Origin of the sequence: Kribbella sp. NBC_00359 (genome assembly GCF_036097425.1) — a bacterium.
In the GTDB taxonomy this organism is placed as follows: domain Bacteria; phylum Actinomycetota; class Actinomycetes; order Propionibacteriales; family Kribbellaceae; genus Kribbella.
On sequence record NZ_CP107975.1, the window covers coordinates 2,857,587 to 2,884,403 of the forward strand.

24 protein-coding genes are annotated in these 26,817 nt (G+C 69.0%); 18 read left to right on the top strand and 6 right to left on the bottom strand.

The window, feature by feature from the left end; all coding sequences use genetic code 11:
• The first annotated feature begins 31 nt into the window (after window positions 1–31).
• Window positions 32–1,243, top strand: coding sequence for an MFS transporter (locus OG876_RS14075; protein ID WP_328525287.1), 1,212 nt, complete (start codon window positions 32–34; stop codon window positions 1,241–1,243).
• Here OG876_RS14075 and OG876_RS14080 read toward each other — a convergent pair.
• The 3 genes from OG876_RS14080 to OG876_RS14090 all read right to left on the bottom strand — a co-directional run bounded on the left by OG876_RS14080 (window position 1,126) and on the right by OG876_RS14090 (window position 2,714).
• Window positions 1,126–1,719 carry a dihydrofolate reductase family protein gene (locus tag OG876_RS14080; protein ID WP_328525288.1) on the bottom strand — a complete coding sequence of 198 codons (594 nt, stop codon included), beginning with the start codon at window positions 1,717–1,719 and terminating at the stop codon, window positions 1,126–1,128. The genes OG876_RS14075 and OG876_RS14080 overlap by 118 nt on opposite strands.
• Before the next feature lie 57 nt (window positions 1,720–1,776).
• Entirely contained in the window at window positions 1,777–2,316 is a 540-nt protein-coding gene (locus OG876_RS14085) for a dihydrofolate reductase family protein (protein ID WP_328525289.1), read from the bottom strand.
• 65 nt (window positions 2,317–2,381) lie between these two features.
• A complete protein-coding gene (locus OG876_RS14090; protein WP_328525290.1) occupies window positions 2,382–2,714 on the bottom strand; it encodes an ArsR/SmtB family transcription factor in 333 nt (110 codons plus the stop codon).
• A gap of 276 nt (window positions 2,715–2,990) precedes the next feature.
• Between OG876_RS14090 and OG876_RS14095 the strand changes: the two genes are divergently transcribed.
• Window positions 2,991–4,259, top strand: coding sequence for an aspartate kinase (locus OG876_RS14095; RefSeq protein ID WP_328525291.1), 1,269 nt, complete (start codon window positions 2,991–2,993; stop codon window positions 4,257–4,259).
• Window positions 4,260–4,264: 5 nt separating this feature from the next.
• Window positions 4,265–5,362, top strand: a complete 1,098-nt coding sequence (locus OG876_RS14100) for an aspartate-semialdehyde dehydrogenase (protein ID WP_328525292.1) — start codon at window positions 4,265–4,267, stop codon at window positions 5,360–5,362.
• A 45-nt stretch (window positions 5,363–5,407) separates the two neighbouring features.
• On the opposite strand, the gene OG876_RS14105 is transcribed toward OG876_RS14100, so the two are convergent.
• On the bottom strand, window positions 5,408–6,397 hold the full coding sequence (locus OG876_RS14105) for a helix-turn-helix domain-containing protein (RefSeq protein WP_328525293.1): 990 nt from the start codon (window positions 6,395–6,397) through the stop codon (window positions 5,408–5,410).
• 1,458 nt (window positions 6,398–7,855) lie between these two features.
• Between OG876_RS14105 and OG876_RS14110 the strand changes: the two genes are divergently transcribed.
• The 15 genes from OG876_RS14110 (at window position 7,856) to OG876_RS14180 (ending at window position 24,900) form a co-directional block, all read left to right on the top strand.
• Window positions 7,856–8,722 carry an ABC transporter permease gene (locus tag OG876_RS14110; RefSeq protein WP_328525294.1) on the top strand — a complete coding sequence of 289 codons (867 nt, stop codon included), beginning with the start codon at window positions 7,856–7,858 and terminating at the stop codon, window positions 8,720–8,722.
• Complete coding sequence (locus OG876_RS14115; protein WP_328525295.1) at window positions 8,709–9,527, top strand: ABC transporter ATP-binding protein; 819 nt, start codon at window positions 8,709–8,711, stop codon at window positions 9,525–9,527. The genes OG876_RS14110 and OG876_RS14115 overlap by 14 nt, the downstream gene beginning before the upstream one ends.
• Before the next feature lie 3 nt (window positions 9,528–9,530).
• On the top strand, window positions 9,531–10,619 hold the full coding sequence (locus OG876_RS14120) for a glycosyltransferase (protein ID WP_328525296.1): 1,089 nt from the start codon (window positions 9,531–9,533) through the stop codon (window positions 10,617–10,619).
• A gap of 19 nt (window positions 10,620–10,638) precedes the next feature.
• Window positions 10,639–11,961 (top strand): glycosyltransferase, encoded by a 1,323-nt coding sequence (locus OG876_RS14125; protein WP_328525297.1) that lies wholly within the window; start codon window positions 10,639–10,641, stop codon window positions 11,959–11,961.
• Window positions 11,958–12,773 (top strand): hypothetical protein, encoded by an 816-nt coding sequence (locus OG876_RS14130; protein WP_328525298.1) that lies wholly within the window; start codon window positions 11,958–11,960, stop codon window positions 12,771–12,773. The genes OG876_RS14125 and OG876_RS14130 overlap by 4 nt, the downstream gene beginning before the upstream one ends.
• A gap of 4 nt (window positions 12,774–12,777) precedes the next feature.
• On the top strand, window positions 12,778–13,965 hold the full coding sequence (locus tag OG876_RS14135) for a hypothetical protein (RefSeq protein ID WP_328525299.1): 1,188 nt from the start codon (window positions 12,778–12,780) through the stop codon (window positions 13,963–13,965).
• Window positions 13,962–14,573 carry an acyltransferase gene (locus OG876_RS14140; RefSeq protein WP_405070585.1) on the top strand — a complete coding sequence of 204 codons (612 nt, stop codon included), beginning with the start codon at window positions 13,962–13,964 and terminating at the stop codon, window positions 14,571–14,573. The genes OG876_RS14135 and OG876_RS14140 overlap by 4 nt, the downstream gene beginning before the upstream one ends.
• Window positions 14,570–15,661: a DegT/DnrJ/EryC1/StrS family aminotransferase gene (locus OG876_RS14145; protein ID WP_328526904.1), complete on the top strand. Its 1,092-nt coding sequence runs from the start codon at window positions 14,570–14,572 to the stop codon at window positions 15,659–15,661. Before OG876_RS14140 ends, OG876_RS14145 begins: the two co-directional genes overlap by 4 nt.
• Before the next feature lies 1 nt (window position 15,662).
• The gene (locus OG876_RS14150) at window positions 15,663–16,670 is read left to right on the top strand and encodes a Gfo/Idh/MocA family protein (RefSeq protein ID WP_328525301.1); all 1,008 of its coding nucleotides are present in this window, start codon (window positions 15,663–15,665) and stop codon (window positions 16,668–16,670) included.
• On the top strand, window positions 16,667–17,719 hold the full coding sequence (wecB, locus tag OG876_RS14155) for a non-hydrolyzing UDP-N-acetylglucosamine 2-epimerase (RefSeq protein WP_328525302.1): 1,053 nt from the start codon (window positions 16,667–16,669) through the stop codon (window positions 17,717–17,719). The genes OG876_RS14150 and wecB overlap by 4 nt, the downstream gene beginning before the upstream one ends.
• A gap of 4 nt (window positions 17,720–17,723) precedes the next feature.
• The gene (locus OG876_RS14160; protein WP_328525303.1) at window positions 17,724–18,923 is read left to right on the top strand and encodes an acyltransferase family protein; all 1,200 of its coding nucleotides are present in this window, start codon (window positions 17,724–17,726) and stop codon (window positions 18,921–18,923) included.
• Between the two features lie 25 nt (window positions 18,924–18,948).
• Window positions 18,949–20,250 (top strand): nucleotide sugar dehydrogenase, encoded by a 1,302-nt coding sequence (locus tag OG876_RS14165; protein WP_328525304.1) that lies wholly within the window; start codon window positions 18,949–18,951, stop codon window positions 20,248–20,250.
• Window positions 20,247–22,865, top strand: a complete 2,619-nt coding sequence (locus tag OG876_RS14170) for a glycosyltransferase family 4 protein (protein ID WP_328525305.1) — start codon at window positions 20,247–20,249, stop codon at window positions 22,863–22,865. The genes OG876_RS14165 and OG876_RS14170 overlap by 4 nt, the downstream gene beginning before the upstream one ends.
• Before the next feature lie 11 nt (window positions 22,866–22,876).
• Window positions 22,877–24,022 (top strand): glycosyltransferase, encoded by a 1,146-nt coding sequence (locus OG876_RS14175; protein ID WP_328525306.1) that lies wholly within the window; start codon window positions 22,877–22,879, stop codon window positions 24,020–24,022.
• 152 nt (window positions 24,023–24,174) lie between these two features.
• Complete coding sequence (locus OG876_RS14180) at window positions 24,175–24,900, top strand: hypothetical protein (RefSeq protein WP_328525307.1); 726 nt, start codon at window positions 24,175–24,177, stop codon at window positions 24,898–24,900.
• A gap of 47 nt (window positions 24,901–24,947) precedes the next feature.
• On the opposite strand, the gene OG876_RS14185 is transcribed toward OG876_RS14180, so the two are convergent.
• Together OG876_RS14185 and OG876_RS14190 are read right to left on the bottom strand one after the other, a co-directional pair.
• The gene (locus OG876_RS14185; RefSeq protein ID WP_328525308.1) at window positions 24,948–25,823 is read right to left on the bottom strand and encodes a hypothetical protein; all 876 of its coding nucleotides are present in this window, start codon (window positions 25,821–25,823) and stop codon (window positions 24,948–24,950) included.
• Entirely contained in the window at window positions 25,820–26,809 is a 990-nt protein-coding gene (locus OG876_RS14190) for an SPFH domain-containing protein (protein ID WP_328525309.1), read from the bottom strand. The genes OG876_RS14185 and OG876_RS14190 overlap by 4 nt, the downstream gene beginning before the upstream one ends.
• Window positions 26,810–26,817 lie beyond the last annotated feature (8 nt).

Sequence of the window (26,817 nt, forward strand, 5' to 3'; positions counted from 1 at the left end):
CGGCCGTCCTTGTCAGGACACAATGCAGCCCATGGACCTGACGTCGTACCGCGATCTCTGGAAGACCCACGGCGTGATGGCGCTGTTGGCCTCGGCTCTGATCGCGCGGCTGCCGGTGATGGCGACGATGGTGCCGCTGTCGTTCCTGGCGAAGGATGCGGCCGGCAACTTCGGCTGGGCCGGTGTGGTGGCCGGTGCCTACGCGGTCGGTATGGCGGTCGCGAGCGTGGTGTGGTCGCGGCGCGCGGATCGTCGAGGCGCACGCAAGGTCCTGATCGCCACCGGGATGACGTGGGGCCTGTTGATGGCGGTCGTCGCCATGCTGCCGTACACCTGGTATCGGGTGCTGCCCGTGGCGGCCGCGCTGGCCGGCATGTTCGTCGCGCCGGTGACCTCGGCCCTGCGGGCGAGCTGGCCGCGACTTGTGCACGGTGCGCGGTTGCGGGCGATCTATGCGCTGGACGCGACCGCCCAGGAACTCCTCTTCGTCATCGGTCCGATGCTCGGCGCGCTGGTGGTCAGCTTCGCCAGCCCGCGGGCAGGCCTGCTGGGCTGCGCCGCGACCGCGGCCGGGGCGATCTGGTGGTTCGGTCTCAAGCAGCAGCCGCGGGCGATCCACGAGGAGGACGGCGGGGTCCGGCCGACCGTGCGCGAGTTGCTCATCCATCGGCATCGGTTCGCGCTGCTGTTCGCTTTCGCCTGCATGGTCACGGGTTTCGCGGCGATGTCGCTCGGCATCGTCGCGTTCGCCGACGAGCACGGGAACCGGCTGATCGCCGGCGTCCTCGAGATGGTGGCCGCGCTCGGCAGTCTGACCGGCGGCCTGGTCGGCGGTGCGCTGCCCGGGCGGCGCGAGTCGCACGTCTGGCGACGGATGCTCGCGATGACGGTCCTGGTCGTCGGCTGCGTTTTCGCCACCGCGTCCGTGGTGGCGCTGTCGGTGATGATGTTCGCGGCCGGCGCTCTGATCGCGCCGACGATCGGCGCGATCTATGAGCGGCTCGGCGTCCTGACTCCGGCCGCTGCGCGGACAGAGATCTTCGGCTGGATGCTGAGCGGCGGGATGATCGGCTCGGCGGCCGGCTCCGCGATCGCGGGTGCGTTGGTCGAGTCGTTCGGTGTTCGCTACGCGTGGGTCCTGATGGCCGGCCTCGCGCTCGTCGCGACCGTGTCCGTGCTGGGCGTACCGCCCCATCGCCCGGCCGAGTCCGCCGACCTCGAAGGCGCCGCGGTCACCGCGTAGAGCACGCGGTAGCTGGCCTCCAGTACGCCGCCATTGCGGGCGCACATCGAGATCAGCCGCAGAGTACGGCGATCGAGCAACGTGCCGCGGCCCGCGGCCACCGGGTGGATCAGGAGCGACACCTCGTCGATCAACTTCCATCGCAGCAGCGAACGGACCAGCGCCAGACTGCCGACGACGTGAAGGTCGTCGCCGGGCACCTCCTTCAGCGCCGTCAGCACCCGGCGCGGATCACCTTGCAATACTTCGGTGTCCCGCCGCGCAAGCACCGGCCGGGACGCGATGACGAGCTTGCGCGCGAGATCCAGCCCGGTGACGGAACCGGCGTACTGCTCGAACGTCTTCCGGCCGAGCAGGACCGTTTCCGCACCGGTCACCAGTTGGTCGAGCGCCTGGCCGGCGTCGGGGAGCCATTGCTCCGGCCGGTCGACGATGCCGTCCTCCGACATGCACAGTCGGGCCACGATGTTGCGCATCTCTACCGCTCCTCTGAGTCTCCTTACCAACTCAGATGCAACGGCGGCGGCGAATGTTTAGGCCGATCGGTACACGGTGTGCAGCACGCCGGTGGAGAACGGCGTACAGGAAACCAGCTCGAGCGGGATGTGCTCGCCGCCGTCGAAGAGGCGGGCGCCGGAACCGAGCGCGATCGGGTGGATCAGCAGGTGCAGTTCGTCGATCAGCTTGGCGCGCAGCAGCGAGCGGGTCAGCATCAGGCTGCCGCTGATGCTGATGTCGCGGCCCGGTCCCTGCTTCAGTTCGGTCAGGGCCTCGATCGGGTCGCCCTTCAGGAGCGACGAGTTCTGCCAGGCGTCGACCTGGTCGAGCGTGTTCGAGACGACCAGCTTCGGTGTGCCGTTCATCACGTCGGCGCCGTCGGCCTCCGGGTGCTCGGGCCAGTACGACGCGAACTCCTGCCACGACTTGCGTCCCAGCAGCATGGTGTCGGACCGCGACCAGATCGCCTCGACCGCGCCGCCCATCTCGTCGTTGAAGTACGGGAAGTGCCAGGTGCCCGGCGCCTCGGCGACTCCGTCGAGCGAGATGAACAGACCGGCGATGATGTTGCGCATGGTGACTCCTCGGGATCGGTTGCCTTTCACCGAGGCGTCGACCGGCCGGTGGCCGGATCGACACGTCAGTCGACGGAATTCTTCCGGCGGCCGCGATGGATCTCGGTCTCCAGGGCATCCAGGCGGTTGATCCAGAACTTGCGGTACCGGTCCAGCCAGGTGTCGATCTCGCGCAGGGGGCCGGGGTCGACGGCGTACAGCCGCCGGGTGCCGTCCACGGTGACGGTCGCGAACCCGTTGTCGCGCAGCACCCGCAGATGCTGGGAGACGGCCGGCTGGCTGATGCCGAACTCGTCGCCGATCGCCGCCGCGATACTGCCGGCCGGCAGCTCGCCGTCGGCCAGCAATTCCAGGATCCGGCGCCGGACCGGGTCGCCGAGAATGTCGAACGCGTGCACGTTCACAGTATTTCAGTGATGACTTATATGAACAAGAGCCTTGTCCGGCCGGACGGTTTCCGGCCCGTACGGAGCGTCGCCGTGGAACCTTCCGGCGGCGTCCGGATCGGCCGGACGACCGGGGCGGTGGGGTGGGAGGGTATCGGGTGCTGTGCGCCCAGGTGCTGGTCAGCCGGTAGGCAACGAGCAGGTCACGGCTAGAATGACCCCGAAACGACTACGCCTGGTGCAACGCCGCACGGCGTACCGCAACCAGTGGTTTGAGGAGAGTCAGCTGTGGGACGCGTCGTACACAAGTACGGCGGTTCTTCGGTCGCCGACGCCGATGGCATCAAGCGCGTGGCCCAACGGATCGTCGCGACGAAGAAGGCCGGGAACGACGTGGTGGTGGTCATCTCCGCCATGGGCGACACCACCGACGAATTGATGGACCTGGCCCAGCAGGTTTCTCCGCTGCCCCCGCCGCGCGAGCTGGACATGCTGCTCACCTCGGGTGAGCGGATCTCAGCCGCGCTGCTGGCGATGGCAATCGCGAACCTGGGCTACGAAGCGCGGAGCTTCACCGGCTCGCAGGCCGGCGTGATCACCACCTCCGCGCACGGCAACGCGCGCATCATCGACATCACGCCGGGCCGGATCGAGGGAGCGCTGGGCGAGGGCCACATCGCGATCGTGGCCGGTTTCCAGGGCGTCGCCCAGGACACCAAGGACATCACCACGATGGGCCGCGGCGCGTCCGACACCACCGCGGTCGCGCTGGCCGCCGCGCTGGAGGCGGACTACTGCGAGATCTACACCGACGTGGACGGCATCTTCACCGCGGACCCGCGGATCGTGCCGGCCGCCAAGCAGATCCCGAAGATCTCCTACGAGGAGATGCTCGAGATGGCCGCCTGCGGCGCCAAGGTGCTGCACCTGCGCTGCGTGGAGTACGCGCGGCGCTACAACGTCCCTGTCCACGTGCGCTCCTCCTTCTCGCAGAAGGAAGGCACCTGGGTCGTCGATGCAAAGGAACTGGATCAGATGGAACAGGCGATCATCACCGGCGTGGCCCAGGACACCAAAGAGGCCAAGATCACCGTGGTCGGCGTACCGGACAAACCCGGTGAGGCCGCCCGGATCTTCGAGACGGTCGCCGGCGCCGAGACGAACATCGACATGATCGTGCAGAACGTCTCCGCGGTCGCCACCAACCGGACCGACATCTCCTTCACGCTGCCCCGCGCCGACGGCGCCCGGGCGATGTCCGCGCTGGCCAGGATGAAGGACGAGGTCGGCTACGAGCAGTTGCTGTACGACGACCAGATCGGCAAGGTGTCGGTGATCGGCGTCGGCATGCGCTCGCACCCGGGCGTGTCGGCGAAATTCTTCTCCGCGCTCGCCGACGCCGGCGTGAACATCGAGATGATCTCGACCTCGGAGATCAGGATCTCGGTGGTGATCGACGAGGACCTTGTAGACGCAGCCGTCACAGCGGCGCACACTGCATTCGACCTGGACGACGAGCACACCCAAGCTGTCGTGTACGGAGGAACTGGACGGTGACACCTGTGAGCGCATTGGACCACGAGACCGAAGACCGGGCGGGCCTGCCCTCGCTGGCGGTGGTCGGGGCGACCGGCGCCGTCGGGTCGGTGATGCTGGCCCTGCTCTCGACCCGGGAGAACGTCTGGGGAGAGATCCGGCTGATCGCGTCCGAGCGCTCCGCGGGCAAACGGCTGAAGGTCCGCGGCGAGGAGGTCGAGGTCGTCGCGATCAGCGAGGACGTCTTCGACGGCATCGACGTGGCGATGTTCGACGTACCGGACGACGTGTCCGCACACTGGGCGCCGATCGCGGCCGCCAAGGGCGCCGTCGTGGTGGACAACTCCGGCGCGTTCCGGATGGACCCGGACGTCCCGCTGGTGGTGCCCGAGGTGAACGCCGAAGCGGCCCGGAACCGGCCGAAGGGCATCATCTCCAACCCCAACTGCACGACGCTGTCGATGATCGTCGCGATGGGTGCGCTGCACCACCGCTACGAGCTCGAGCAGCTCGTGGTCGCGTCGTACCAGGCCGCCTCCGGGGCAGGTCAGGACGGCATCGACGCGCTCTACGACCAGCTGACGAAGGTGGCCGGCAATCGCGACCTCGGCACCACGCCGGGCGACGTCCGCCGGGTGATCGGCAACGATCTCGGCCCGTTCCCGGCCCCGCTGGCGCTGAACGTCGTACCGTGGGCCGGCTCGCTGAAGGACGACGGCTGGTCGTCGGAGGAGCTGAAGGTCCGCAACGAGTCGCGCAAGATCCTCGGGCTGCCGAATCTGAAGGTCTCCGCGACCTGTGTCCGCGTCCCGGTCATCACCACGCACTCGTTGTCGGTGCACGCGCGGTTCGTCCAGGAGGTGGACGCCGACGGCGCCCGGGAGGTACTGCGGGACGCCCCGGGCGTGCTGCTGTTCGACAACCCGGCCGAAGGTGAGTTCCCGACGCCGGCCGACGTGGTCGGCACCGACCCGACCTGGGTCGGCCGGATCCGCAAGTCGCTGGACGACCCGAACGCGCTCGAGCTGTTCGTCTGCGGCGACAACCTGCGCAAGGGCGCGGCCCTGAACACGGCCCAGATCGCCGAGGTCGTCGCGAAGGAGTTGACCGCCGCCAAGGCCTGAATCGTCAACAAACAAAGGGCTCCCAGGTGGGAGCCCTTTGTTTGTCTACAACCAGTTCTCCCGCGCGGCGTGCAGTGCGAGCTGGAAGCGGGTGCTGGCGCCGGTGCGGTTCATCAGCCGCTCGAGATAGCGGAAGAACGTCCGCCGGCTGATGCCCAGCGTGCGGGCGATGGTGTCGTCCGCGGCGCCGGTCGCGAGCAGGGCCAGCAGCCGGCGCTCGATCGGTTCGAGCCGGTCGTCCTCGGTGCCGACCGAGGCGTGCAGCGGCAACGCGTTGCGCCAGCAGAGCTCGAACATGCCGATCAACGCGGTCAGCAGGCTGCTCGGCCGGATGATCAGCAGCGACCGGTTCACATCGGTGTCGCGCACCGACATCGACACGAATGCGATCGACCCGTCGATGATGGTCAGCTTCGCCGGTACGTCGGGCAGCACCCGGGCCTGCTCACCGGCCTCCACGCACGGGAGGATGTTCTCGGTCAGATACCCGGGCACCTCGACCGATTCGGGCGAGTACACGACCCGGTACGAGACACCGCGCTTGAGGTGCTCGATCTCCTCCTGGTTCGGGCCGCCGATGTAGTACGGCGGGGAGTCGATGGCCAGGATCTCCCGCTGCGCGCCGCCCTTGATCTGGTGGATCCGCTCGATGATCGCGCTGCCGGTGACCACCTCGATCAGGTGCGTGGTCGACTCGTTGTGCACGGTCCGGCGGAACTCGTCGTACGCGTTCAGGACCTCGATCCGGGCCTGCTTCAGCTCCGACTCGCGCCGCAGCGTCATTGCCTCCAGACCGGCGTCGGGGGGCACCGGCAGGAAGCGGGAGCGGTCCGATCCGGACCGCCGGGCCAGGCCCGCCTGGACCAGCCCGCCGAGCGTCGAATCGATGCTCGCCGACCGATCGGGGACCGCCTCGTCCAGTTCGGTGATCGACGACGGACCGGTCCGCAGCAGGTGCTGGTAGACCTTGATCTCGTCGTCAGTGAGTCCGAGCACCTTGAGATGGTCGGCACGCTCCGTGTCCGTTGTGCTCACAACTCTCCCCTCCCTTCCGAATGCTGTCACCGTCGGCAACCGTCCCTCCAGAATAAGACGGCCGATCCAGCGCCGATCGCACTGTCCGTGTCGTCGTGAATGCGCCTAGCGATATTTGTTGTCCTGTCAGCATTCTTGTGCCGTGTCACCATCTGGCCACCATTTCCGCGCAGTTGTGAGCGAGAATTGAGGTCCAGCAGCCCGGCGACGGACCACCTGAGCGCCGCCGGGCTGCTGTTCCAATTCTGGCCTGAGTTCGCTGCTACGTCAGCGGAGCCCGTTTCGGTTGGGTCTCGATCCCGGCGCATCGGTGCCCTCGCACTCCCGTGCCATCACCGGCTGTGCTGGAGGGTGTACAAACTGTGCATCTCCATCGTGAGGCCGATGAGGAGGAGAGCCCGATGCGACCGGTTCCGCCCTGTTCCGCGGTTCGCATCGATGCTGCCGTCCCCAGCGCACCCGCCCTGGCATCTTTGCAGGGATGCCGGGCCGCGCTGCCTTCCACCGGCCTCGGGCCCGTCCCCACATCTGCTGCGCGCACCTGTCGGCGATCGCAGCACGTCTGGGGACGAGCCCAAGGTGCGATGACCGCCGCCCTGGTCATCGTGCCGGCCGATCCGGCGCGTGCCCGCTCCGCCTCCGCCCACCGCGGACGGGTCCCTGGATCGCGTGTGAGGCCCCAGGAGGTGCCGAGCGGAGCTCCGTGGATGGTGAGGCTGTCCATGGGGAGCGGGGACAAACAGGTCCGCCGCCCGGCTCGCCCCGGCCAGGAAGCACCTCCTGGGGCCCCACTGTGTTTTTGGCCTCGCCTCCGGCTCGGCGCGGTCATGGGGCTTTACGCCCGACCTTCCCTCGTCGCTCCGGTCGCTGTGCTTTTAGCCACGCCTCCGGCGCGGCGGGTCCTGGGGCTGTGACTCCCGGCCTTCCCTCGTCGCTCCAGTCACTTCGCTCCCTGCGCTCCTCAGTCCAGGCCGGGAGGCCCCATGACCGGGCTCCCTGCGCTCCTCAGTCCAGGTCGAGCGGCCCCATGACCGGGCCATGGGGCCGGGTGGGGCATGTCACGACAACTTCCTGGGTGCGGGTAGCGTCGTACTGGTGAATTGACCGCGATTTGACCTTGTGCGCTGTTGTTCGCCCCGGCGGACGGTGACCATGGTCGCTGCGCCGTTTCCGTTGCGCTGGAAGGCGTTTTGGCCGTCGATGGTTGTCAAATGTATATTCCGGATAACGATCGACGGAGGACGACTCTGGCGTTGTGGGCATAGTGGCGTGCGACGTTTGGTAGCCGTCTGTACGTCGTTGCTCACTATGGAGGACCACTGTGTCGTCGGCGTGTGAGCGGATCCGCTACTCTGCTTCCCGGTCTGCGTGGCCCGCCGTCGTACCGGGCGGCAACCGCCGAAACCCAGGTGATCGGCCACAGAGACTCGACTTCCGGCAGAGAGAGGCGTCGCCTGAATGAACGCGACTAGCGTCGACGAGGAGTTCAACCCGTCGGTGCACGTGTACGAACCGCACAAGGTCGGCCTACCGGCGCTGCGTCCTTACTTCAAGGCACTGTGGCAGCGCCGGGAGTTCGCGGCCGAGATGTCCCGGACGAACATCCGGGCGGCCAACACCAACACCTTCTTCGGACAGGTGTGGCTGGTCCTGAACCCGCTGCTGCTCGCCTTGGTGTACTACCTGCTGACCGACATCATCGCCGGCGGTGCCTCGAGGGTCGGTGCCGCGGAGCGGTTCGCCCACATGTGTGGCGGCCTGTTCGCCTTCTACTACTTCTCCGGTGCGATGACCGCCGGTGCGGCCAGCGTGGTCGGTGGCGGCAAGCTACTGATGAACCAGTCGTTCCCGCGGATGCTGCTGCCGCTGTCCGCGGTGCGGACAGCATTCCACCGGTTCCTGCCGACCCTGGTCGTGTACTTCGGCATCCACCTGGCGATGCGTCAGCCGCTGCGCTGGCCGATGCTGCTGGCCCCGGCCTTCCTGATCATGCTGACGATCTTCGCCGCCGGCATGGGCATGATCTTCGCCGCCCTGCAGGTGTACTTCCGCGACACCACGAGCTTCCTGCCGTACTTCGTGCGGATCTGGCTCTACATGTCGCCGGTGCTCTGGTTCGCCGAGCAGGCCCCGGCCAAGTTCAAGGGCTTCATTCAGTACAACCCGCTGTACCCGCTGCTGGGCGGCTGGACCGACCTCCTGGTGCGCGGTGACATCCCGAAGTGGCAGATGTGGGCCGGTGCCGGGTTCTGGGCCGTCCTCGCCTTCCTGGTGGGCTCGTTGTTCTTCATGTCTAGGGAGCGTGAGTTCGTTGTCCGTCTCTGAGACCGAGAAGAAGCCGATGCAGAAGAGCACGTCGGGTATGCCGGCGGTCAAGGTGCAGGACGTGTCCATCACCTACCGGACCACGTTCGAGCGGGTGCCCACCTTCAAGAGCGCGATCGTCCGGTTCGGCCGCGGCGAGCGCGCGGTCCGCGAGGTCAAGGCTGTCCAGAACGTCTCCTTCGACGTCGACCACGGCACCACCATCGGCATCATCGGCGCGAACGGCGCCGGCAAGTCGACGCTGATGCGCGCGGTCGCCGGCATCCTGCCGCCGACGTCGGGCCGGATCGAGGTGCACGGCCGGGTCTCCACCCTGCTGTCACTGGGCGTCGGCTTCAACGCGGCGCTGTCCGGCAAGGAGAACGTCGTACTGGGTGGACTCGCGGCCGGTCTGAGCCGCAAGGAGATCGAGGCGCGGTACGAGGAGATCGCCGAGTTCGCCGAGCTCGGCGACTTCATGGAGATGCCGATGCGGACGTACTCGTCCGGCATGTTCAGCCGGCTCGCGTTCTCCGTGGCCGTGCACATGGACCCGGACATCCTGCTGATCGACGAGGCGCTGTCCGCCGGTGACGCGTCGTTCAAGACCAAGGCCGCGGCCAAGATGTCGGAACTCGTCACGAACAGCCGGACCATGTTCCTGGTCAGCCACGCGATGAGCAGTGTCCGCGAGATGTGCAACGACTGCATCTGGCTGCACAAGGGCAAGCTGATGATGCGGGGCGAGCCGGACGAGGTGATCCAGGCCTACACGAAGTTCCTGCAGGTCGGCGAAGCAGAAGCCGTTTCTCTCGAGGATCTCTGACCAATGTCACGTAGCGCGGCGCCGGACGTGGGGATCATCACGACCGGCCATGACGTCGCTGACGCGCGCCTGCACAAGATCACCGCGGCGCTGCAGCACCGGGACCTCAGCGTCGAGCTCTGGGGCCTCGGCGATCCGGCCGGTGGGCCTGCGGGCGCCACCATCCACGCCGGTCCGCGGGGCAACCTGGTCCAGCGGCTGGCGCGGACCGCCGTACTGCCGTGGCGGACCAACGCCAAGGTGGTGATGACGGTCGATCCGGACATGATCCCGATCACCCGGTTCGTCACCACCGTCCGGCGGCGCAAGATGGTCGCCGACGTGCACGAGGACTACACCCGGCTGCTGGCCGACCGCGCCTGGGCCAAGGGACCGGCCGGCCTGCCCGCTCGGCTGATCGTCCGGGCCAGCTCCAAGCTGGCCGCGGGCGCCGACCTCACCGTCGTCGCCGACGCGCACCTCGCCCCGCACGAGGCGAAGCAGCGGCTGGTCGTGCAGAACCTGCCGTACATCCCGTTCCTGGCCCCGACGCCGCCGTCCGGGACGCCGCGCGCGGTGTACGTCGGGGACCTGCGGGCCAGCCGTGGATTGTTCGACATGGTCGAGACCGTCGCCGCGGCGCCGGACTGGTCGCTCGACCTGATCGGCCCGGTCGCACCGTCGGACCGGGACCAGCTCGAAGCCCGGATCGGGCAGGCCGACCTGGCCGGCCGGGTCCGGCTGCACGGACGCCAGCCACCGGCCGAGTCGTGGCGGCTGACCCAGGGCGCCTGGGCGAGCCTGGCCATGCTGCAGCCGACGCCGGCGTTCGTGGAGGCGATGCCGTCCAAGATCTACGAGTACCTCGCCAGCGGTCTTCCCGTGCTGTCCACCCGCCTGCCGCGGCAGACCAGGGTGATCGAGGAGTCCGGTGGCGGAGTCCTGGTGGACTCGGTGGCGGAGGCGTCCGAGACCCTGCGGCGCTGGTCCGCGGATCCCGGCGAGCTGGAGAAGCTGCGCGACCACGCGCTGCAGTGGGCGGCTGACCACCTGCCCGCGACCACGCCGTACGACGAACTGGCCGACGCGATTCTCAACCTGCTGAGAGCCTGAACCTGCTGAGAGGAAGGGCATGACCGACCGCCCACACATGCTGTACGTCGCCTGGGGCTATCCGCCCTGCCGAGGTGGCGGTGTCTACCGGGCCCTGGCCACGGCCAACCGGTTCGCCGCGCTCGGCTGGAAGGTGACCGTGCTGACGGCCGACCGCGAAACCTTCCATCGGTTCACCGGCGCCGACCTGACCCTCGAGGAGCGGATCGACCCGTCCATCGAGGTCGTCCGGGTCCCGTTCGAGTGGCCGATCCTGGAAGCCGACCTGCGCAAGTGGTCCAAGGCCCGGGCCTCCAACCCGAAGCTGTGGAGCAAGTGGCGCACCAAGCAGGACCAGATCCCGTTCCCGGAGACCGGGTACGGCCCGTGGCGCTCGATCATCGAGAAGGCCGCGGAGCGGATCCACCAGGCGCACAAGGTCGACCTGACGGTCGCCACCGCGAACCCGCACGTCGCGTTCACCGCGGCGTACCACCTGCACAAGAAGCACGGCGTCCAGTACGTGATGGACTACCGGGACGCGTGGCTGCTGGACGTGTTCACCGGTGACCGGCTGCACGAGCCGAACAGCCGGGCCGCCAAGTGGGAGAAGAAGCTGGTCGAGTCCGCTCGCGAGGTCTGGTTCGTGAACGACCCGATCAAGGAGTGGCACGAGAAGCTCTATCCGGCGCACGCCGCGAAGATGCACACCGTCGCCAACGGCTTCGACCCCGACCTGGTGCCGGACACCCACGACCGCGGCCCGGTGACCGACCGGCCGCTGGTCTTCGGGTACGTCGGGACCGTGTCGCCGAAGGTCCCGCTGGCCGAGTTCGTCGAGGGCTGGCAGCTCGCGCGCTCGCAGTCGGAGGAGCTGGCCGGCGCGAAGGCGAAGATCCACGGCTACCTCGGGTACTACGCGCAGCCGCGGGCGGACATGCTCGCGACGATCAACAACGCGTCCGAGGACGGGGTCAGCTACGAGGGCCCGGTCGGCAAGGCGGAGATCGCCAAGGCGTACGACGAGTTCGACGTCCAGCTGCTGATGCTCGGCAAGGGTCGGTACGTGACGAGCGGCAAGGTGTTCGAGTACCTGGCGACCGGGTTGCCGGTCGTGTCGGTGCACGACCCGGAGAACGCGGCGTCCGATGTACTGCGGGGTCATCCGCTCTGGTTCCCGGTGTCGGAGGTGACGCCCGAGGCGATCGCGGCGGCGCTGACCGAGGCGGCGCACGCTGCTCGGACGGCCGACGAGGGGATCCGGGCGAAGGCGCGCGAGTTCGGTGCGTCGTACCGGCGTGATCTGCAGCTGGATCCGCGGATCGAAGCGCTGGCCGCGGGTGTGAAGGGGGTGGCGGCATGAAGAACGTCGTCCTGCTCAGCACGCGCCGGTTGCCACCCACGTACTTCGACACCGTTCGCGAGGACCTCGGCAACGCCGAGATCACCCTCGACGTCGTCGGCTGGGTAGCCCCGGCCGGCCCCGTCGCCGACAAGGTCCACACCTTCACCCTCATCGGCCCGGGCCGGATGCCAGTTGCCCCCACACCCGAGCCTGTCGCCGACCCCACCGACGAGTCCCCGGACGCGATCATCGCGCCTGAGGCGGTCGCCGAGCCGGAGTCGGTCGTCGGTGAGGCCGAGGTCGCACCGGCTGCGGCTGAGGTCCCTGCCGATGCGGCGGATGAGGTTGCTTCCACCTCTGCCGCTGCCGCCGAGGAGAAGACCGCAGAGGCGTCCACGACTTCCACAGCCCCGGCTGCGCCCGCCACCTCGACTGGCGCGGCTGCTTCCACCACGCCGCCTGCTGCGGCGAAGCCGCGGCCTACTGGCGCCAAGCGCGTCGTGAAGGCGGTGCAGTGGCGTTACCGGCGGGCTCGGAAGGTGGTTGGGCGGATGTTGCCTAAGGCAATTAAGACGTCGGCGCCGGTGAAGTTCCTGCGGGGGAATCGGGCCAGCAAGGATCTGGGGAAGACGTACTGGGGCCGGGTGCTTAGTCGTCGGGATGTGATGGCGACGATCGAGAAGGCCGATGTGGTGGTCGCGCTGGATGCGGGCGCGATCTGGGCCGGGTGGAATCTGGGCCAGCGCCGGGCGAGTACGCCGGTCGTGCTGGGGATTCCGGCGGCGCGGCGGGAGTTGGATCAGCTGAAGGCTCCGGCAGGTAATGGGTGACACGATGACGGTGACGCGTTCGATTCGCGAGCACCTGCCGGCGCCACTTGCCCGGACCGCGGGAGCGGTCCGGCGGCGCCTGCGGGGCTTGCGGTACTCGTACGCGCAACTGCCGGCGTTCCCGCCGGTGGCGACGACGCGAGTGCGGATGCTGGTCGGACCGACCAACTCCGCCGGGCAGGGTCACGCCTGGGCACAGGCCGCCAAGACCCTGCCGGACGTCGACGCCGTCTCGTTCTCCTTGCACCGCAAGGGCCAGTTCCAGTTCCAGAACGACTACGGCGTGCCGCTCGCGTGGTTCGGCCAGCCCCGCTGGCAGCGCGCACAGGAGCAGCACGTGCTGGCGTCGTACTCGCACGTGATGGTCGAGTCGCTGCGGCCGATCCTGGGCTCCCGCGGCTACCCCGACGCGGCGGCCGACATCGCCACGATGCTTGACCAGGGCATCAACGTGTCCCTGCTGTTCCACGGCTCCGACATCCGCCTGCCCAGCCGGCACGCGAAGCGTGAGCAGTGGTCTCCGTTCATCCCGGGTGACGAACTGACCGAGCGCCTGGAGAAGCAGGCTCGCCGCCATGCCGAGCTGATCGACAGCCTCGGCCTTCCGGTCTTCGTGTCCACGGTCGACCTGCTGGACGACGTACCGGACGCGCAGTGGCTCCCGGTCGCGATCGACCCGGCGCCGTGGCAGCAGGCCGCTCGCCCGCTGTTCTCCGGCGCGAAGCCCGTGATCGCGCACGTTCCGTCGAACGCGAAGCTCAAGGGCACCGAGGAGATCGACGCCGTCCTAACCGGTCTGCACCAGAGCGGTCAGATCGAGTACCGGCGCATCACCGGAGTCGCCCACGACCGGATGCCGAGCGTCATCGGCGACGCCGACATCGTGGTCGACCAACTCCGGATCGGCCTGTACGGCGTGGCGGCCGCCGAAGCCCTGGCCGCCGGGCGGATCGTGGTTTCGTACGTCGGTGACGCGGTGCGCCACCGGGTGCGTAGTCTGACGGGGCGAGAGGTGCCGATCGTGGAGGCGGATCCCGACACCCTGGGTGATGTCGTGAGCGGCCTGATCGCCGATCGTGACGCCGCCGCCGAGCGGGCGGTCGCCGGCCCCGGCTTCGTGGCGGAGCTGCACGACGGACGCCGCTCGGCCCAAGCACTCACCAGTTGGCTCATTTCGAAGGAGATCTTGTGACGTCCCGCATCGCGCCCTCGGCCGACGTCGACGACAGCGCCCAGATCGGCGACGGTTCGTCGGTCTGGCACCTGGCCCAGATCCGCGAGAACGCGGTCCTGGGGAAGAACTGCATCGTCGGCCGCGGCGCCTATGTCGGGACCGGGGTCCGGATGGGCGACAACTGCAAGATCCAGAACTACGCCCTGGTCTACGAGCCCGCCTCGCTCGAGGACGGCGTGTTCATCGGACCGGCCGTGGTCCTCACCAACGACTACTTCCCGCGCGCGGTGAACCCGGACGGTTCACCGAAGAGCGGGCACGACTGGGAACCGGTCGGCGTGACCATGAAGGAAGGTTGCTCGCTCGGGGCGCGCAGCGTCTGCGTGGCGCCGGTCACCATCGGTCGCTGGGCCACCGTCGCCGCGGGTGCGGTGGTCACCAAGGACGTGCCAGACTTCGCGCTGGTCGCGGGCGTTCCGGCTCGCCGGCTCAAGTGGGTCGGCAAGGCCGGAGTGCCGCTGCTCGACGTCGGGAACGGCGAGTGGAAGTGCCCGAACACGGGCGAGACATACATCGAAACCGACGGACGGCTGCGGCCGGCCGGTGAAGACATGGAGGAGAACTGATGGTGCAGCCGATTCCGGCCGCGAAGCCGATCATCGGGAAGGAGGAGCGCGAGGCCGTCGACCGTGTCATGCAGTCCGGCATGCTGGCCCAGGGCCCCGAGGTGGCGGCGTTCGAGCAGGAGTTCGGCGCAGCGCTGGTCTCCGGCCGTGCGTGCGTCGCGACGAACTCGGGCACGTCAGGCCTGCACCTCGGCCTGCTGGCCGCGGGCGTCGGACCGGGTGACGAGGTCATCGTTCCGTCCTTCACCTTCGCCGCGACCGCGAACAGCGTCGCGCTGACCGGCGCCACCCCGGTGTTCGCCGATGTCGAGCCGACGTACTTCTGCCTGGACCCGGCCGCGGTCGAGGCCGCGATCACCGAGAAGACCAAGGCCGTCATGCCGGTGCACCTGTTCGGTCACCCGGCCAACATGACCGCCCTGCAGGCGATCGCCGACAAGCACGGCATCCAGATCTACGAGGACGCCGCGCAGGCGCACGGCGCGACCTGGAACGGCGCGCAGGTCGGCACCTTCGGCGAGTTCGCGATGTTCAGCCTGTACCCGACCAAGAACATGACGTCCGGTGAAGGCGGCATGAACTCTGTCGCCAACGCCGACATCGAGCGCCGGATGCGCCTGCTGCGCAACCAGGGCATGCTCAAGCAGTACGAGAACGAGCTCGTCGGCCTGAACAACCGGATGACCGACCTGCACGCCGCGATCGGCCGGGTGCAGCTGGGCAAGCTGGCCGGCTGGACCAAGCAGCGGCAGGAGAACGCGGCCTTCCTGGACGCGAACCTGCAGGGTGTCGCCATCCCGGCGGTCGCCGCCGAGGCGACCCACGTGTACCACCAGTACACGATCCGGGTGACCGAGGACCGCGACGGCTTCGCGAACGCGCTGCGCACCGAGTACGGCGTCGGCTGCGGCGTCTACTACCCGATCCCGAACCACCGGCTGCCGTCGTTCAAGCGTGAGCTGGACCTGCCGGAGACCGAGAAGGCCGCGGCCGAGGTGCTCTCGCTGCCGGTCCACCCCTCGCTGTCCGAGGACGACCTGAACCGCATCGTGGCCGCGGTGAACACCGTGGCGAAGGCTGGTGCGTGAGATGGCGAACCTGCGAGCCGGCCTGATCGGCCTGGGCATGATGGGCCGTCACCACGCCCGCGTGCTGGCCTCCCTCGACGGCGTCGACCTGGTCGCCGTCGCCGACCCGGGTGGTGACAAGTTCGGCGTGGCCGGCGGCCGTCCGGTGCACGAGACGATCGAGCAGTTGATTGCCGAGGGCATCGACTACTGCATGGTCGCGGTGCCGACCCAGTACCACGCGGAGATCGCGAAGGCGCTGGCCGAGGCCGGCGTGCACGCGATGATCGAGAAGCCGCTGGCCGGTTCCTCGGCCGAGGCGACCGAGATCGCCAAGGCGTTCGAGGCCGCGGGCGTGGTTGGCGCGGTCGGTCACATCGAGCGGTACAACCCGGCGCTGCAGGCGCTGCGGGTGCGGCTGGAGAACGGTGAGCTGGGTGACATCTACCAGATCACCACCCGTCGCCAGGGCCCGTTCCCGTCCCGGATCGCCGACGTCGGCGTGGTGCTCGACCTGGCCACCCACGACATCGACCTGACCGCGTGGGTGACCCAGTCGCCGTTCGTCACCGTGTCCGCGCAGAGCGCGCACAAGTCCGGCCGGCAGTACGAGGACCTGATCGCGGTCACCGGCAAGCTGGCCGACGGCACCGTGACCAGCCACCTGGTCAACTGGCTGTCACCGATGAAGGAGCGGCTCACCGTCGTCACCGGTGAGAAGGGCGCGTTCATCGCCGACACGCTGACGGCCGACCTGTCCTTCCACGCCAACGGCACCGTCGCCACCGCGTGGGACGATGTCGCGCACTTCCGCGGTGTCAGCGAGGGTGACATGATCCGGTACGCGATCAGCAAGCCGGAGCCGCTCCGCACCGAGCACGAGGCGTTCCGTGACGCCGTGCTCGGCAAGGAAGCCGACATCGTCACGCTGCAGCAGGGTCTGACCACCGTCAAGGTGGCCGAGGCCGTGATCCAGTCCGCCGCCGAGGACCGCACGATCAAGGTCGCCGGGGAGTCCGCCCAGTCATGAAGGTCCTGAGTGTCGTCGGGGCTCGCCCGCAGTTCGTGAAGCTGGCCCCGGTGGCGGAGGCGTTCGCCGCCACCGACCACCAGCACGTGATCGTGCACACCGGGCAGCACTACGACAAGAACATGTCCGACGTGTTCTTCGCCGACCTGCGCATCCCGGCCCCCGACGTCCACCTGGGCGTCGGGTCCGGCAGCCACGGGGTCCAGACCGGTGCCATGCTGGCCGCGATGGACGCCGTACTGGACGAGCACCAGCCGGACTGGGTGCTCGTGTACGGGGACACCAACTCGACGCTGGCCGGGACGCTGTCGGCGGTGAAGATGCACCTGCCGGTGGCGCACCTGGAGGCCGGGCTGCGGTCGTTCAACCGGCGGATGCCGGAGGAGCACAACCGGGTCCTGACCGACCACGCCGCCGACATCCTGCTGGCCCCGACCCAGGTGGCGATGGACCACCTGGCCAACGAGGGCCTCAAGGACCGGGCCCGGCTGGTCGGCGACGTGATGACGGATGTGTGCTTCCGGGTCCGCGACGCGGTGCAGGACAAGCCGCTGGACCTGCCGTTCAAGCGTGGCGAGTACGTCGTCTCGACGATCCACCGGGCCGAGAACACCGATGACCCGGCCCGGCTGGCCGCGATCGTCGACGGGCTCGCCGCGGCCGGCGTACCGGTGCTGCTGCTCGCGCATCCGCGGCTGGTGGCCAAGTGCGCGCAGTATGGGATCAAGCTGGAGCGTCCGGACGGTTCGCTGCACGTCCGGGAGCCGCTGGCCTACCCGGAGATGGTCGCGGCCGTGCTCGGCTCGGCCGGTGTGGTGACCGACTCCGGGGGTCTGCAGAAGGAAGCCTTCCTGCTCGGCCGGGTGTGCACGACGCTGCGCACCGAGACCGAGTGGGTGGAGACGCTGGAGGACGGCTGGAACGCCCTCACGTCAGATGTGAGCAAGTTGCCCGAGCTGGCTGCCCGGCCGGCTCCCGCGGGGGATCGCCCAATGCCCTATGGCGATGGCCAGGCCGCCGGCCGGGTTGTCGCCGCCCTAGCGGAGTAACCACATGACGAAGGCCGCCGAAGAAGACCAGCAGCAGCCGCCGACACTGGCGGCCGACGTGGCGACCCCGCCACCCGGCGCGCCTGTCAGTGCGTTCCCGGGGGAGTCCGGGCCGCCGCCGGCCTCCCCCAGGGCACGGTTGCCGCGGGTCGAGTCGCTCACCGGATTGCGTTGGTGGGCGGCGTTCTTCGTGTTCTGCCACCACATGACCAACCTGGCGCCGCTGCCGATCTTCCGCTTCCTGAAGTACGGCACGTCCGGGGTGACGTTCTTCTTCGTGCTGTCGGGTTTCGTGCTGACCTGGTCGGCCCAGCCGGGGACGAAGATCCGGACCTTCTACCGGCGCCGGTTCGCCCGGATCGTTCCGCTGTACCTCCTCACCCTGCTCGCGGCCTTCTTCGTGTTCTACCGGGTCGACCCGCCGGAAGAGATGTCGTGGATCAAGCCGATCTCGATCACCGTGCTGGTGCTGTCGGCGTTCCTGCTGCACGGCTGGTCGAACAACCCGGACATTCTGTACGGCGGCAACCCGGCAGGGTGGACGTTGTCGGTGGAGGCGTTCTTCTACGCGTACTTCCCGTTCGTCTGGCGGGCCACGCGGACGCTGAAGACCGCCGGTGGCCTGATCCTGTGTGTCGCGGTGATCGGGCTCGGCGGGGCCTATCGACTGGCCTTGTTCCATTACAAGGACATCGTCCCGGTGCTACCGCAACCGATCCTGCACTCGGTCGCGTTCCTGTTCGGCATCGGGCTGGCGATCGCGCTGCGGTCCGGCTGGAAGCCGCGGATCCCGGTCTGGTTCGCGTTCGGGGTGACCATCGGCGGGCTGCTCCTGCTGTGGTACTCCGGCTCGCACCCGGCCAAGGTGCCGTTCGCGATCACCATGGGCCTGTGCCAGAAGGAAATTCTCACGCTGCTGTACGGCTTCCTGATCCTGGCCGTCGCGTCCCGGGACACCCGCGGTGGCCGGTCCCTGCTGCGCAGCAAGCCGCTGGTCGCACTCGGCCAGTGGTCGTACGCGTTCTACCTCATCCACGCGACCATCCTGTACGCGATCAAGGAGTACCACGGTGTGGCCGGGCCGATCGGCTGGTCCAACCTGACCTGGTACGCCGGAGTCCTGATCATCTCGATCTTCGCCTCGTGGCTGCTCTACAAGTTCGTCGAGCACCCGATGGAACGGAAGTTGCGAGGCCCCCGATGAAGAATCACTACCTAGTGGAGTTCCTGTGCGTGTCAGTGTAGTTGCCTTAGGCAAGATCGGACTGCCGCTGGCGGTCCAGTTCGCGGCCAAGGGTCATCAGGTCGTCGGTGTCGACATCAACCCGAAGACGGTCGAGCAGGTGAACGCCGGGCAGGAGCCCTTCCCGGGTGAGGCTCACCTGGCCGAGTTGCTCGCCGAGACCGTGGCCGACGGCCGCCTGCGGGCGACCACGGACTACGCGGACGCCATCCCCGGCAGTGACGCGGTGGTGCTGGTCGTGCCGCTGTTCGTCGACGAGAACACCGGTGAGCCGGAGTTCGGCTGGATGGAGAGCGCGACCCGCTCGCTGGCCGAGCACCTGAGCCCGGGCACCCTGGTCAGCTACGAGACCACCCTGCCGGTCGGCACCACCCGGAACCGGTGGAAGCCGCTGCTGGAGGAGGTCTCCGGCCTGACCGAGGGCCAGGACTTCCACCTGGTGTTCTCGCCGGAGCGCGTGCTCACTGGCCGCGTCTTCGCGGACCTGCGCAAGTACCCGAAGCTGGTCGGCGGTCTGTCCGAGGAGGGCGCCAAGCGCGCCACCGCGTTCTACGAGGCCGTGCTGGACTTCGACGAGCGCCCGGACCTGGAGCGCGGCAACGGCGTCTGGGACCTGGGTTCGGCCGAGGCGGCCGAGCTCGCGAAGCTGGCCGAGACCACCTACCGCGACGTCAACATCGGCCTGGCGAACCAGTTCGCCCGGTTCGCCGGCCAGAACGGCATCGACGTCCACCAGGTGATCGAGGCGTCGAACTCGCAGCCCTACAGCCACATCCACCGGCCCGGTATCGCGGTCGGCGGCCACTGCATCCCGGTCTACCCGCGGCTGTACCTGTGGACCGACCCGGAGGCCACCGTTGTCCGCGCCGCCCGCGAGGCGAACCTGGGCATGCCGGAGTACACCGTCGGCCTGCTCGAGGGCGCGTACGGCGATCTGACCGGAGCCAAGGTGGTCGTGCTCGGTGCGGCGTACCGTGGTGGTGTCAAGGAGACCGCGTTCTCCGGGGTCTTCCCGGCTGTGGAGGCGCTGAAGGCCCGAGGCGCGGAGGTGTCCGTGCACGACCCGCTGTACGCAGACGAGGAGCTCCAGCAGCTCGGCTTCACGCCGTACGCGCTGGGGACGCCGGTGGACGCCGCGGTGCTGCAGGCGGACCACCCGGAGTACGCGCAGCTGACCCCGGCCGAGCTGCCAGGTGTGCAGGTGCTCGTCGACGGCCGTGACCGGACCGACCCGGCTCGCTGGGCGGGCGTCCGCCGGATTGTGATCGGAAGGTCGGTCAGCCAGTGACAACTGCCGACCTGCGGGTCGTGATGATGGTCGCCAACGACGTCACCAACGACAGTAGGGTCCGCAAAGAGGCCGCAGCACTGGCCGAGACCGGAGCAGAGGTGACTGTGCTCGGGGTCTCGGCCAGCGGCCTGCCGTCGAGGGAGTTGCTCGACGGTGCGCTGATCGTCCGGGTGGCGGTGCCGTTCGCGCTGCGCGAGGAGCGGAAACGCAGCCGCACCGCGCGCCGGGACTGGCGGCCGCCGTTGGTGGGGTACAAGTACCGCTCGACCTATGTCGCCCGCAGTCAGCGGGTCCAGGCCGAGCTGAAGGAGCTGAAGGCCGACTCCGGGCACGCGATGGCGCGGGCCAAGGCCGGCAAGGGCCATCCGGTCAAGTTCAAGCTCGGCGTCGCCGCCCGGCTGCTGCGCCGGTCGCGCTGGCAGACCGCGAAGAAGGCGACCTGGGTGCGCAAGGGCGTCGGCAACAAGGCCGACGGGCCGTTCAAGTTCGGCTGGCGCGCGTACGACGGGGTGATCCACCGGCTGGGCTGGCCGGCGCCGTGGCGCAAGCTGCACCCCGAGGCGCTGGACCTGGAGATCGCGTTCGGCGACCTGATCGACCGCCTCGAGCCCGATGTGGTGCACGCGCACGACATGCACGTGATCGGCGTCGCCACCCGCGCCGCCGGCCGGGCCAAGCTGCGTGGCAAGGACCTCAAGGTCGTGTACGACGCGCACGAGTACGTCGCCGGCCTGTCCCGGTACGGCGCGCGGACCCGGCGCTCGATCGCGGCCTGGGCCAACCACGAGCGTGAGTACATCAACGACGTGGACCGGGTGATCACCGTCAGCCCGGCGATCGCGCAGCGGCTGCGGCGCGAGCACAAGCTCGACCACGAGCCGACCGTGATCATGAACACACCGAACCCGGCGGACGTGGCGGTCGAGGTTCCCGACATCCGCAGCCGGCTCGGTCTGGCCTCCGAAGTCCCGCTGCTGGTGTACAGCGGTGGCGTCACGCGCGCGCGTGGCATCCACACCGCCGTACAGGCGCTGGTCGACCTGCCGGACGTGCACCTGGCCGTGGTGTGCGTGCCTGGTGTCGCGACGGACGCCGTCCGCGATCTGCAGGCGCAGGCCGTGGCGCTCGAGGTGCAGGACCGGTTGCACTGCCTGGATCCGGTGAAGCCGGACGAGGTGGTCGCGTTCCTGCGAACCGCGGACGTCGGGCTGATCCCGATCCTGCGCTACCCGAGCCACGAGATGTCGCTGCCGAACAAGCTGTTCGAGTACGCCTTCGCCGGGCTGCCGGTGGTGGTCAGCGACATGCCGAGCATGAAGGAGTTCGTCGACCGGGTCCGGATCGGCGAGGTGTTCGTCGCGGCGGACGCGCACGATCTCGCGTCGAAGGTCCGCACGGTCCTCGGCGACATCGACACCTACCGGGAGCGGGTGGCCGACCCCGGCTACCAGCAGGAGGTGTCCTGGGCCGGGCAGGCGGACAAGCTGCGCGGCCTGTACGGCGAGTTGGTCGGCCGGCAGTTGGAGGTCGTCCAGCCGGGCGGCCGCGTGATCAAGAAGCAGCGGCGGCTGTTGCTCGGCCCGGTCAACAGTGCCGGTCAGGCGTGGCTGTGGGCGACCGCGCTCGAGCGTGAGGTGCCGGATCTCAAGGCCGAGTCGCTGACCACGGGCAGTGGCGCGTTCGACTTCCGCGTGCACCGCACCGGGACGTACCGGCAGTACCGGTCCGACCTGCGCTGGCAGCTGGAGCTGACGGCGTACGCGTTGCGCGAGGTCACCCATGTGCTGTTCGAGGCCGGCCGACCGATGTTCGGCCAGCAGCGCGGGCAGATGTGGACGAACGACGTACCGATGCTGGACTCGGCGGCGATCAAGCACGGCCTGGTCTTCCACGGGTCGGAGATCCGCGATCCCGCGCAGCACCGGGCGCAGTACCGGTGGTCGCCGTTCCGCAACCCGGACGACGAGCTGACCTCTCGACTGCAGTCCGCGAACGACCTGATGCGCAAGCACCTGGAGGGGTACGAAGGCCCGATCTTCGTCACCACGCCGGACCTGCTGGAGTTCGTCGACGACGGCATCTGGCTGCCACTCACCGTGGACGTCGGGGAGTTCGCCTCGACCGCGCCGGTGCTCGAGCGGGAGGTGCCGGTGGTGCTGCACGCGCCGTCGGCGTCAGCGCTGAAGGGCTCGGCGTACGTCGACCCCGTGCTGACCGATCTGGATGCGCGCGGGCTGATCAAGTACCAGCGTGTGCAGGGTGTCCCGCACTCCGAGCTGGCCGAGATGGTGAAGAGCGCCGACATCGTGGTCGACCAGCTGCTGCTCGGTTCGTACGGCGTCTTCGCGTGCGAGGCGATGGCGGCCGGGCGGGTCACCGTCGGGCACATCGCGGACCCGGTCCGAGACCTGCTGCCGACCAACCTGCCGATCGCGGAGGCGACCCCGGACGACCTGTCCGAGGTGATCGAGCGGCTGGTCGCCGAGCGCGACACGGCCCGCAAGATCGCCGACGCCGGGCCGGAGTACGTCCGTGAGCTGCACGACGGGCGCCGGTCGGTCAAGGAGCTGCTGCCGTTCATCAACAACGAGCTCGAGGCCGGCGGCAAGTAGTGCGGATTCTGATGATCGCGCAGTCCCCGATCGCCGGGGACTCGCGCATCCTGCGGGAGGCGACGGCGCTGGCCGCGGCCGGTCACGTGCTGCACGTGATCGGCCGGGATGTTCCAGAAGGCTTCGAGGTCGGTCCGGGCGTCACGGTCGAGTCCGTATCCCGCTCGGCCGGGCTGCGGACCGGCAACGGTGGTCTCGCGGTCGGCCACGGCCGGAGCGGGCCGAAGGTGCTGGTGCAGCGGTTCGGCCGGTGGCTGCTGCTGCCGGAGCACCGGAACCGGACCGAGAAGCAGTGGCGCGTCGCGGCGGCTCCTCGGGTGGCCGCCGCGGGACCGTTCGACGTCGTGCACGCGCATGACTTCAACACGCTCGAGCTCGCCGCGGAGTACGCCGAGAAGTGGTCGGCGACGTTGGTCTACGACACCCACGAGTTGTGGTTCGACCGCGCGCTGCCGGGGCGGCCGACGCCGCTCTGGCGCGCGCGTGGGCGTCGCTTCGAGGTTTCCCTTGCGTCGAAGGCTCGGCTCGTCATCACGGTGTCCGACGGGATCGCGGCCCGGCTGCGTTCCCGGGGGTTGCCGGACGTCCGCGTCGTACGCAACACGTTCCCGAAGCCGGACGAGGTGCCACCGCCGCTGGATCGGCCGGAGGGTTTGTTGTACGCCGGTCGCGTCGGTGCTGGCCGGGATCTGCCGACCGTGGTCGCGGCGGCCCGTCAACTGGCACCGTTCCGGACAGTGCTGATGGGATCGGTGGATCCCAACTACCGCTTGGATCTGGGTCCGGTGGAGACGGTGGCGGAGCGCTCGATCGACGAGGTCGACGACACGCTCCGCTCGTACGGCATCTCGCTGGTCACGCTCACCAACACCTGCGAGAACCACCGCCTTGCGCTCCCCAACAAACTCTTCCACGCCGTCCGCGCCGGCGTCCCGGTCGTCGCCGCCGACCTCCCCGAGATGCGCGCCGTGGTGACCCAGTACAAGCTCGGCACCTTGTACGAGCCCGGCAACGCGCCGTCGTTGACCGCTGCCGTCCGAGCCCTGATCGAGAACTACACCACCTACGCCGACGGAGTCCGCTCCGCCGCCGCAGAACTCAACTGGGAAAGGGATTCCACCACCCTGGTGGCCGCCTACGCCGACCTCACCAGCTGACGCCGGCCCACGGGAAACTGCGTCCACAGCCCGCTACCGCCGCACCGACGGCGGTTGCGGCCACCTGTGCACTCGGGCTCGGCTCGATCACCCAGGACTGGGGTCACAACAGCCGGGTCGTCACCGCCACGGCGCCGCCGACGGTGAGCCCGGTGATCTCCACGCCCCGCATCTACACACCGCCGTACGACGTCGGCCAGCCGACCACGTTCACCGCTGTTCCCGCGGGCGCGGGCAGGACGACCCGGACCGGCAAGGTCGTGTGGGGCTCCGGCTACCTGATGGAGAGCTCGTACACCATCGGCGCGGGCGGCAAGCTGGTCGGAACCCCGGTGTTCCGCCGGATCGGCAACGGCTGGGGCGGGCGGTTCCTGATCCAGTCGCAGTACAAGGCCTCGGCGAGGAGCAAGCCGACGCGGACGATGCTGTACCAGCAGGACCAGTACGGAAAGTTCGGGCGCTGGACCGATGTCGGCCAGGGGATCCGCAACACCGGGTACGTCATCGGGATGAGCACGATGAAGTCGTTCGCGCTGATCGCCGCGACCCCGACGTACGACACGTTCCTGGCCAACAACCGCGCCGGCGGGCTGTACACGGTCAAGATCCCGGCCACCACACCGCTGAAGCCGATCATCACGCCGGTCCGCACCTCGAGCTGGCAGATCTTCGAGCAACTCATCGCGGCCCCGTGCGGCAGAACCGGATCGATCCTGCTCGGCATCGACCGCGACACCCACACCGCCTACCTGTACGCCGTCGGCCACGCAGCCGGCACCAAAACGGTCATCAAGTCCCTCGGTAAAGTCCCCCTCACCTTCACCGACTGGAACTACTTCCGCGTCGCCCCCTCCTACGACCCACTCAACGGCGCCTGAGTCGCGAGCAGGGTTTCCAGGGCGGCCTGGGTGGTGGGGTCGGGGCTCTAGGCAACGAGATGCAGCTTGATCGGGGCGACGCCGATCTCGATGCGCTGCCCCCAGCCGACCGCCAGGGTGTCGGACTCCATGCCGTCGCCGAAGACCACCAGGTCGGACTCCGCGGTGATGGTCAAAGTGTCCGGCGCTTTGAGCAGACCTTCGGTACTGTCGGTTCCGGTCGCCGGCGACGGCCAGGCTTCACGGACGAACCAGCACAGGGCCGGGTCGGTCGGTGCCGGGAGGGCCAGCGGACTACGACGCTCCTGCCACGCTGACCGGCACCAGCCCGTGGAACCGGTGCCGGTGCCGACGAGGATCCCGGACGAGGACTGCCGCTCCGGCAATCCGTCCGGCGAGCTCAGCCGATACCGCGCCGACTGATGCGAGTGATGGCCGATGTACACCTCGTTGAGTGCGATCAGCTGTTGCCCGTCGTCGGTGCTCGCGACAACCATCGTGCGTTCGACCACGTGCCGCGTGATCAGCAGCCCGGTGATCGCGGCCGGCTCGTGCGGGACCAGTACGCCAGGATTGCGCGCCGGCTCGGGATTGATCCCGATCACCGGCTGGCCGTCCAGGTACTTGGCCACGTTCGCGACGAGTCCGTCCTGCCCGACCGCGATCACCACGTCCTCCGGCCCGAACCCGAACCGGTCCAGATCATTGCGCTCGGCAATGGCCCGCCGCCAGTCCAGCGGGATCGCCGCCGAGACCGTGGCGAGCGCGTCCTGCTGGGCCTGGTGCCGGGCGTCGAGCTCGGCCAGGTCCCGGCCGCGGCCGGCCAGGAAGAAGCCGGCCTGCTGCCGCGTCCCGTGCCGGGCGACCAGCTCGGTGAGCTCGGTCGCCCGATGCACTATCACGGCTCTGGGTGGAAGGCTCATCGGGCCGCCAGCCTGGTCAGCAGGGGGGTGATCAGGTCGGGCGTCAGGTTCAGCGTGCCGATCTCCGGCAGCGCGCCCTCCTTGATCGCCATCGCCAGGATGGTCCCCTGGTCGAGGCCGGCGTACGCGTCCAGCATCGCCTGCTCGGCAGCAGCCACGGCCGCACCGACAACCCGCTTCGCGTCGGCCTCCGCCTCGCTCAGTGCGCGCTGACGACCAGCCGCGGCGGCAGTCTCGATCTGTCCGGCGCCAGCCGCCTCGGTCGCCCGGAGCCGCTCGTTCTGCCCGCGCTGGTTGACCAGCTGCTCCTCGCGCCGGGCCAGCTCGATCTGGTTCTGCAGTTCGTTCTCTGCGATCGACCGTTCCCGCTCGACCGCCATCGCGCGGCGCTCGTACGTCGCCTTGTCCGCGGCCTGCTGCACCATCTCGCGCGTGGGAGTCTGCAGCGCCTTCTCGACATCCCGCTCGGCCCGTACGGCGACCACGCGGACATCCTCGACACCGATCCCCAGCCCGGTCAGCCGCTGGTCCTCACGCAGCCCGGTGCCGACCGCCTGACGCAGCGCCGTCATGCCCTCCGAAAGCGCCTCGGTCAGCGACATCCGGGCCAGCAGGTCCAGCGCCGTCTGCTGGGCCAGCTCCGTCAGCAGACCGCCGAGCTGCTCCAGCGGGGTGGACCGCCAGAGCCCGGTGTCCGGATCGATCCCGAAGTCGAGCCGGCTCGCGGCCAAGGCCGGATCGGTGACGCGATACGTCACCGTCGCCTGCACAGCCACGTCCTGGAAATCCTGCGTGCGGCCGTGGAACAGCAGCGGCTGCTCCCGGTCGTCGACCGGGATCTCGCTCAGCGACGAGGTCAGCGCGCGGAACCAGAACGCCTGGCCGGCGCCGTCGTGCGCCACCTTGCCGTTGCGCAGATGCCGCACGTGGGTGGTCGGGTTGGCCCGCAGGTGGCTGATGAAGCGGAACCGGGTGATGTCTGCCATCGCGCGTA

Excerpts from the sequence above, each read along its gene's own strand:
- OG876_RS14075 (WP_328525287.1), top strand. The coding sequence starts at position 32 with ATGGACCTGACGTCGTACCGCGATCTCTGGAAGACCCACGGCGTGATG.
- OG876_RS14080 (WP_328525288.1), bottom strand. The coding sequence starts at position 1,719 with ATGCGCAACATCGTGGCCCGACTGTGCATGTCGGAGGACGGCATCGTC.
- OG876_RS14085 (WP_328525289.1), bottom strand. The coding sequence starts at position 2,316 with ATGCGCAACATCATCGCCGGTCTGTTCATCTCGCTCGACGGAGTCGCC.
- OG876_RS14110 (WP_328525294.1), top strand. The coding sequence starts at position 7,856 with ATGAACGCGACTAGCGTCGACGAGGAGTTCAACCCGTCGGTGCACGTG.
- OG876_RS14120 (WP_328525296.1), top strand. The coding sequence starts at position 9,531 with ATGTCACGTAGCGCGGCGCCGGACGTGGGGATCATCACGACCGGCCAT.
- OG876_RS14125 (WP_328525297.1), top strand. The coding sequence starts at position 10,639 with ATGACCGACCGCCCACACATGCTGTACGTCGCCTGGGGCTATCCGCCC.
- OG876_RS14130 (WP_328525298.1), top strand. The coding sequence starts at position 11,958 with ATGAAGAACGTCGTCCTGCTCAGCACGCGCCGGTTGCCACCCACGTAC.
- OG876_RS14135 (WP_328525299.1), top strand. The coding sequence starts at position 12,778 with ATGACGGTGACGCGTTCGATTCGCGAGCACCTGCCGGCGCCACTTGCC.
- OG876_RS14150 (WP_328525301.1), top strand. The coding sequence starts at position 15,663 with ATGGCGAACCTGCGAGCCGGCCTGATCGGCCTGGGCATGATGGGCCGT.
- wecB (WP_328525302.1), top strand. The coding sequence starts at position 16,667 with ATGAAGGTCCTGAGTGTCGTCGGGGCTCGCCCGCAGTTCGTGAAGCTG.
- OG876_RS14160 (WP_328525303.1), top strand. The coding sequence starts at position 17,724 with ATGACGAAGGCCGCCGAAGAAGACCAGCAGCAGCCGCCGACACTGGCG.
- OG876_RS14175 (WP_328525306.1), top strand. The coding sequence starts at position 22,877 with ATGATCGCGCAGTCCCCGATCGCCGGGGACTCGCGCATCCTGCGGGAG.
- OG876_RS14185 (WP_328525308.1), bottom strand. The coding sequence starts at position 25,823 with ATGAGCCTTCCACCCAGAGCCGTGATAGTGCATCGGGCGACCGAGCTC.
- OG876_RS14190 (WP_328525309.1), bottom strand. The coding sequence starts at position 26,809 with ATGGCAGACATCACCCGGTTCCGCTTCATCAGCCACCTGCGGGCCAAC.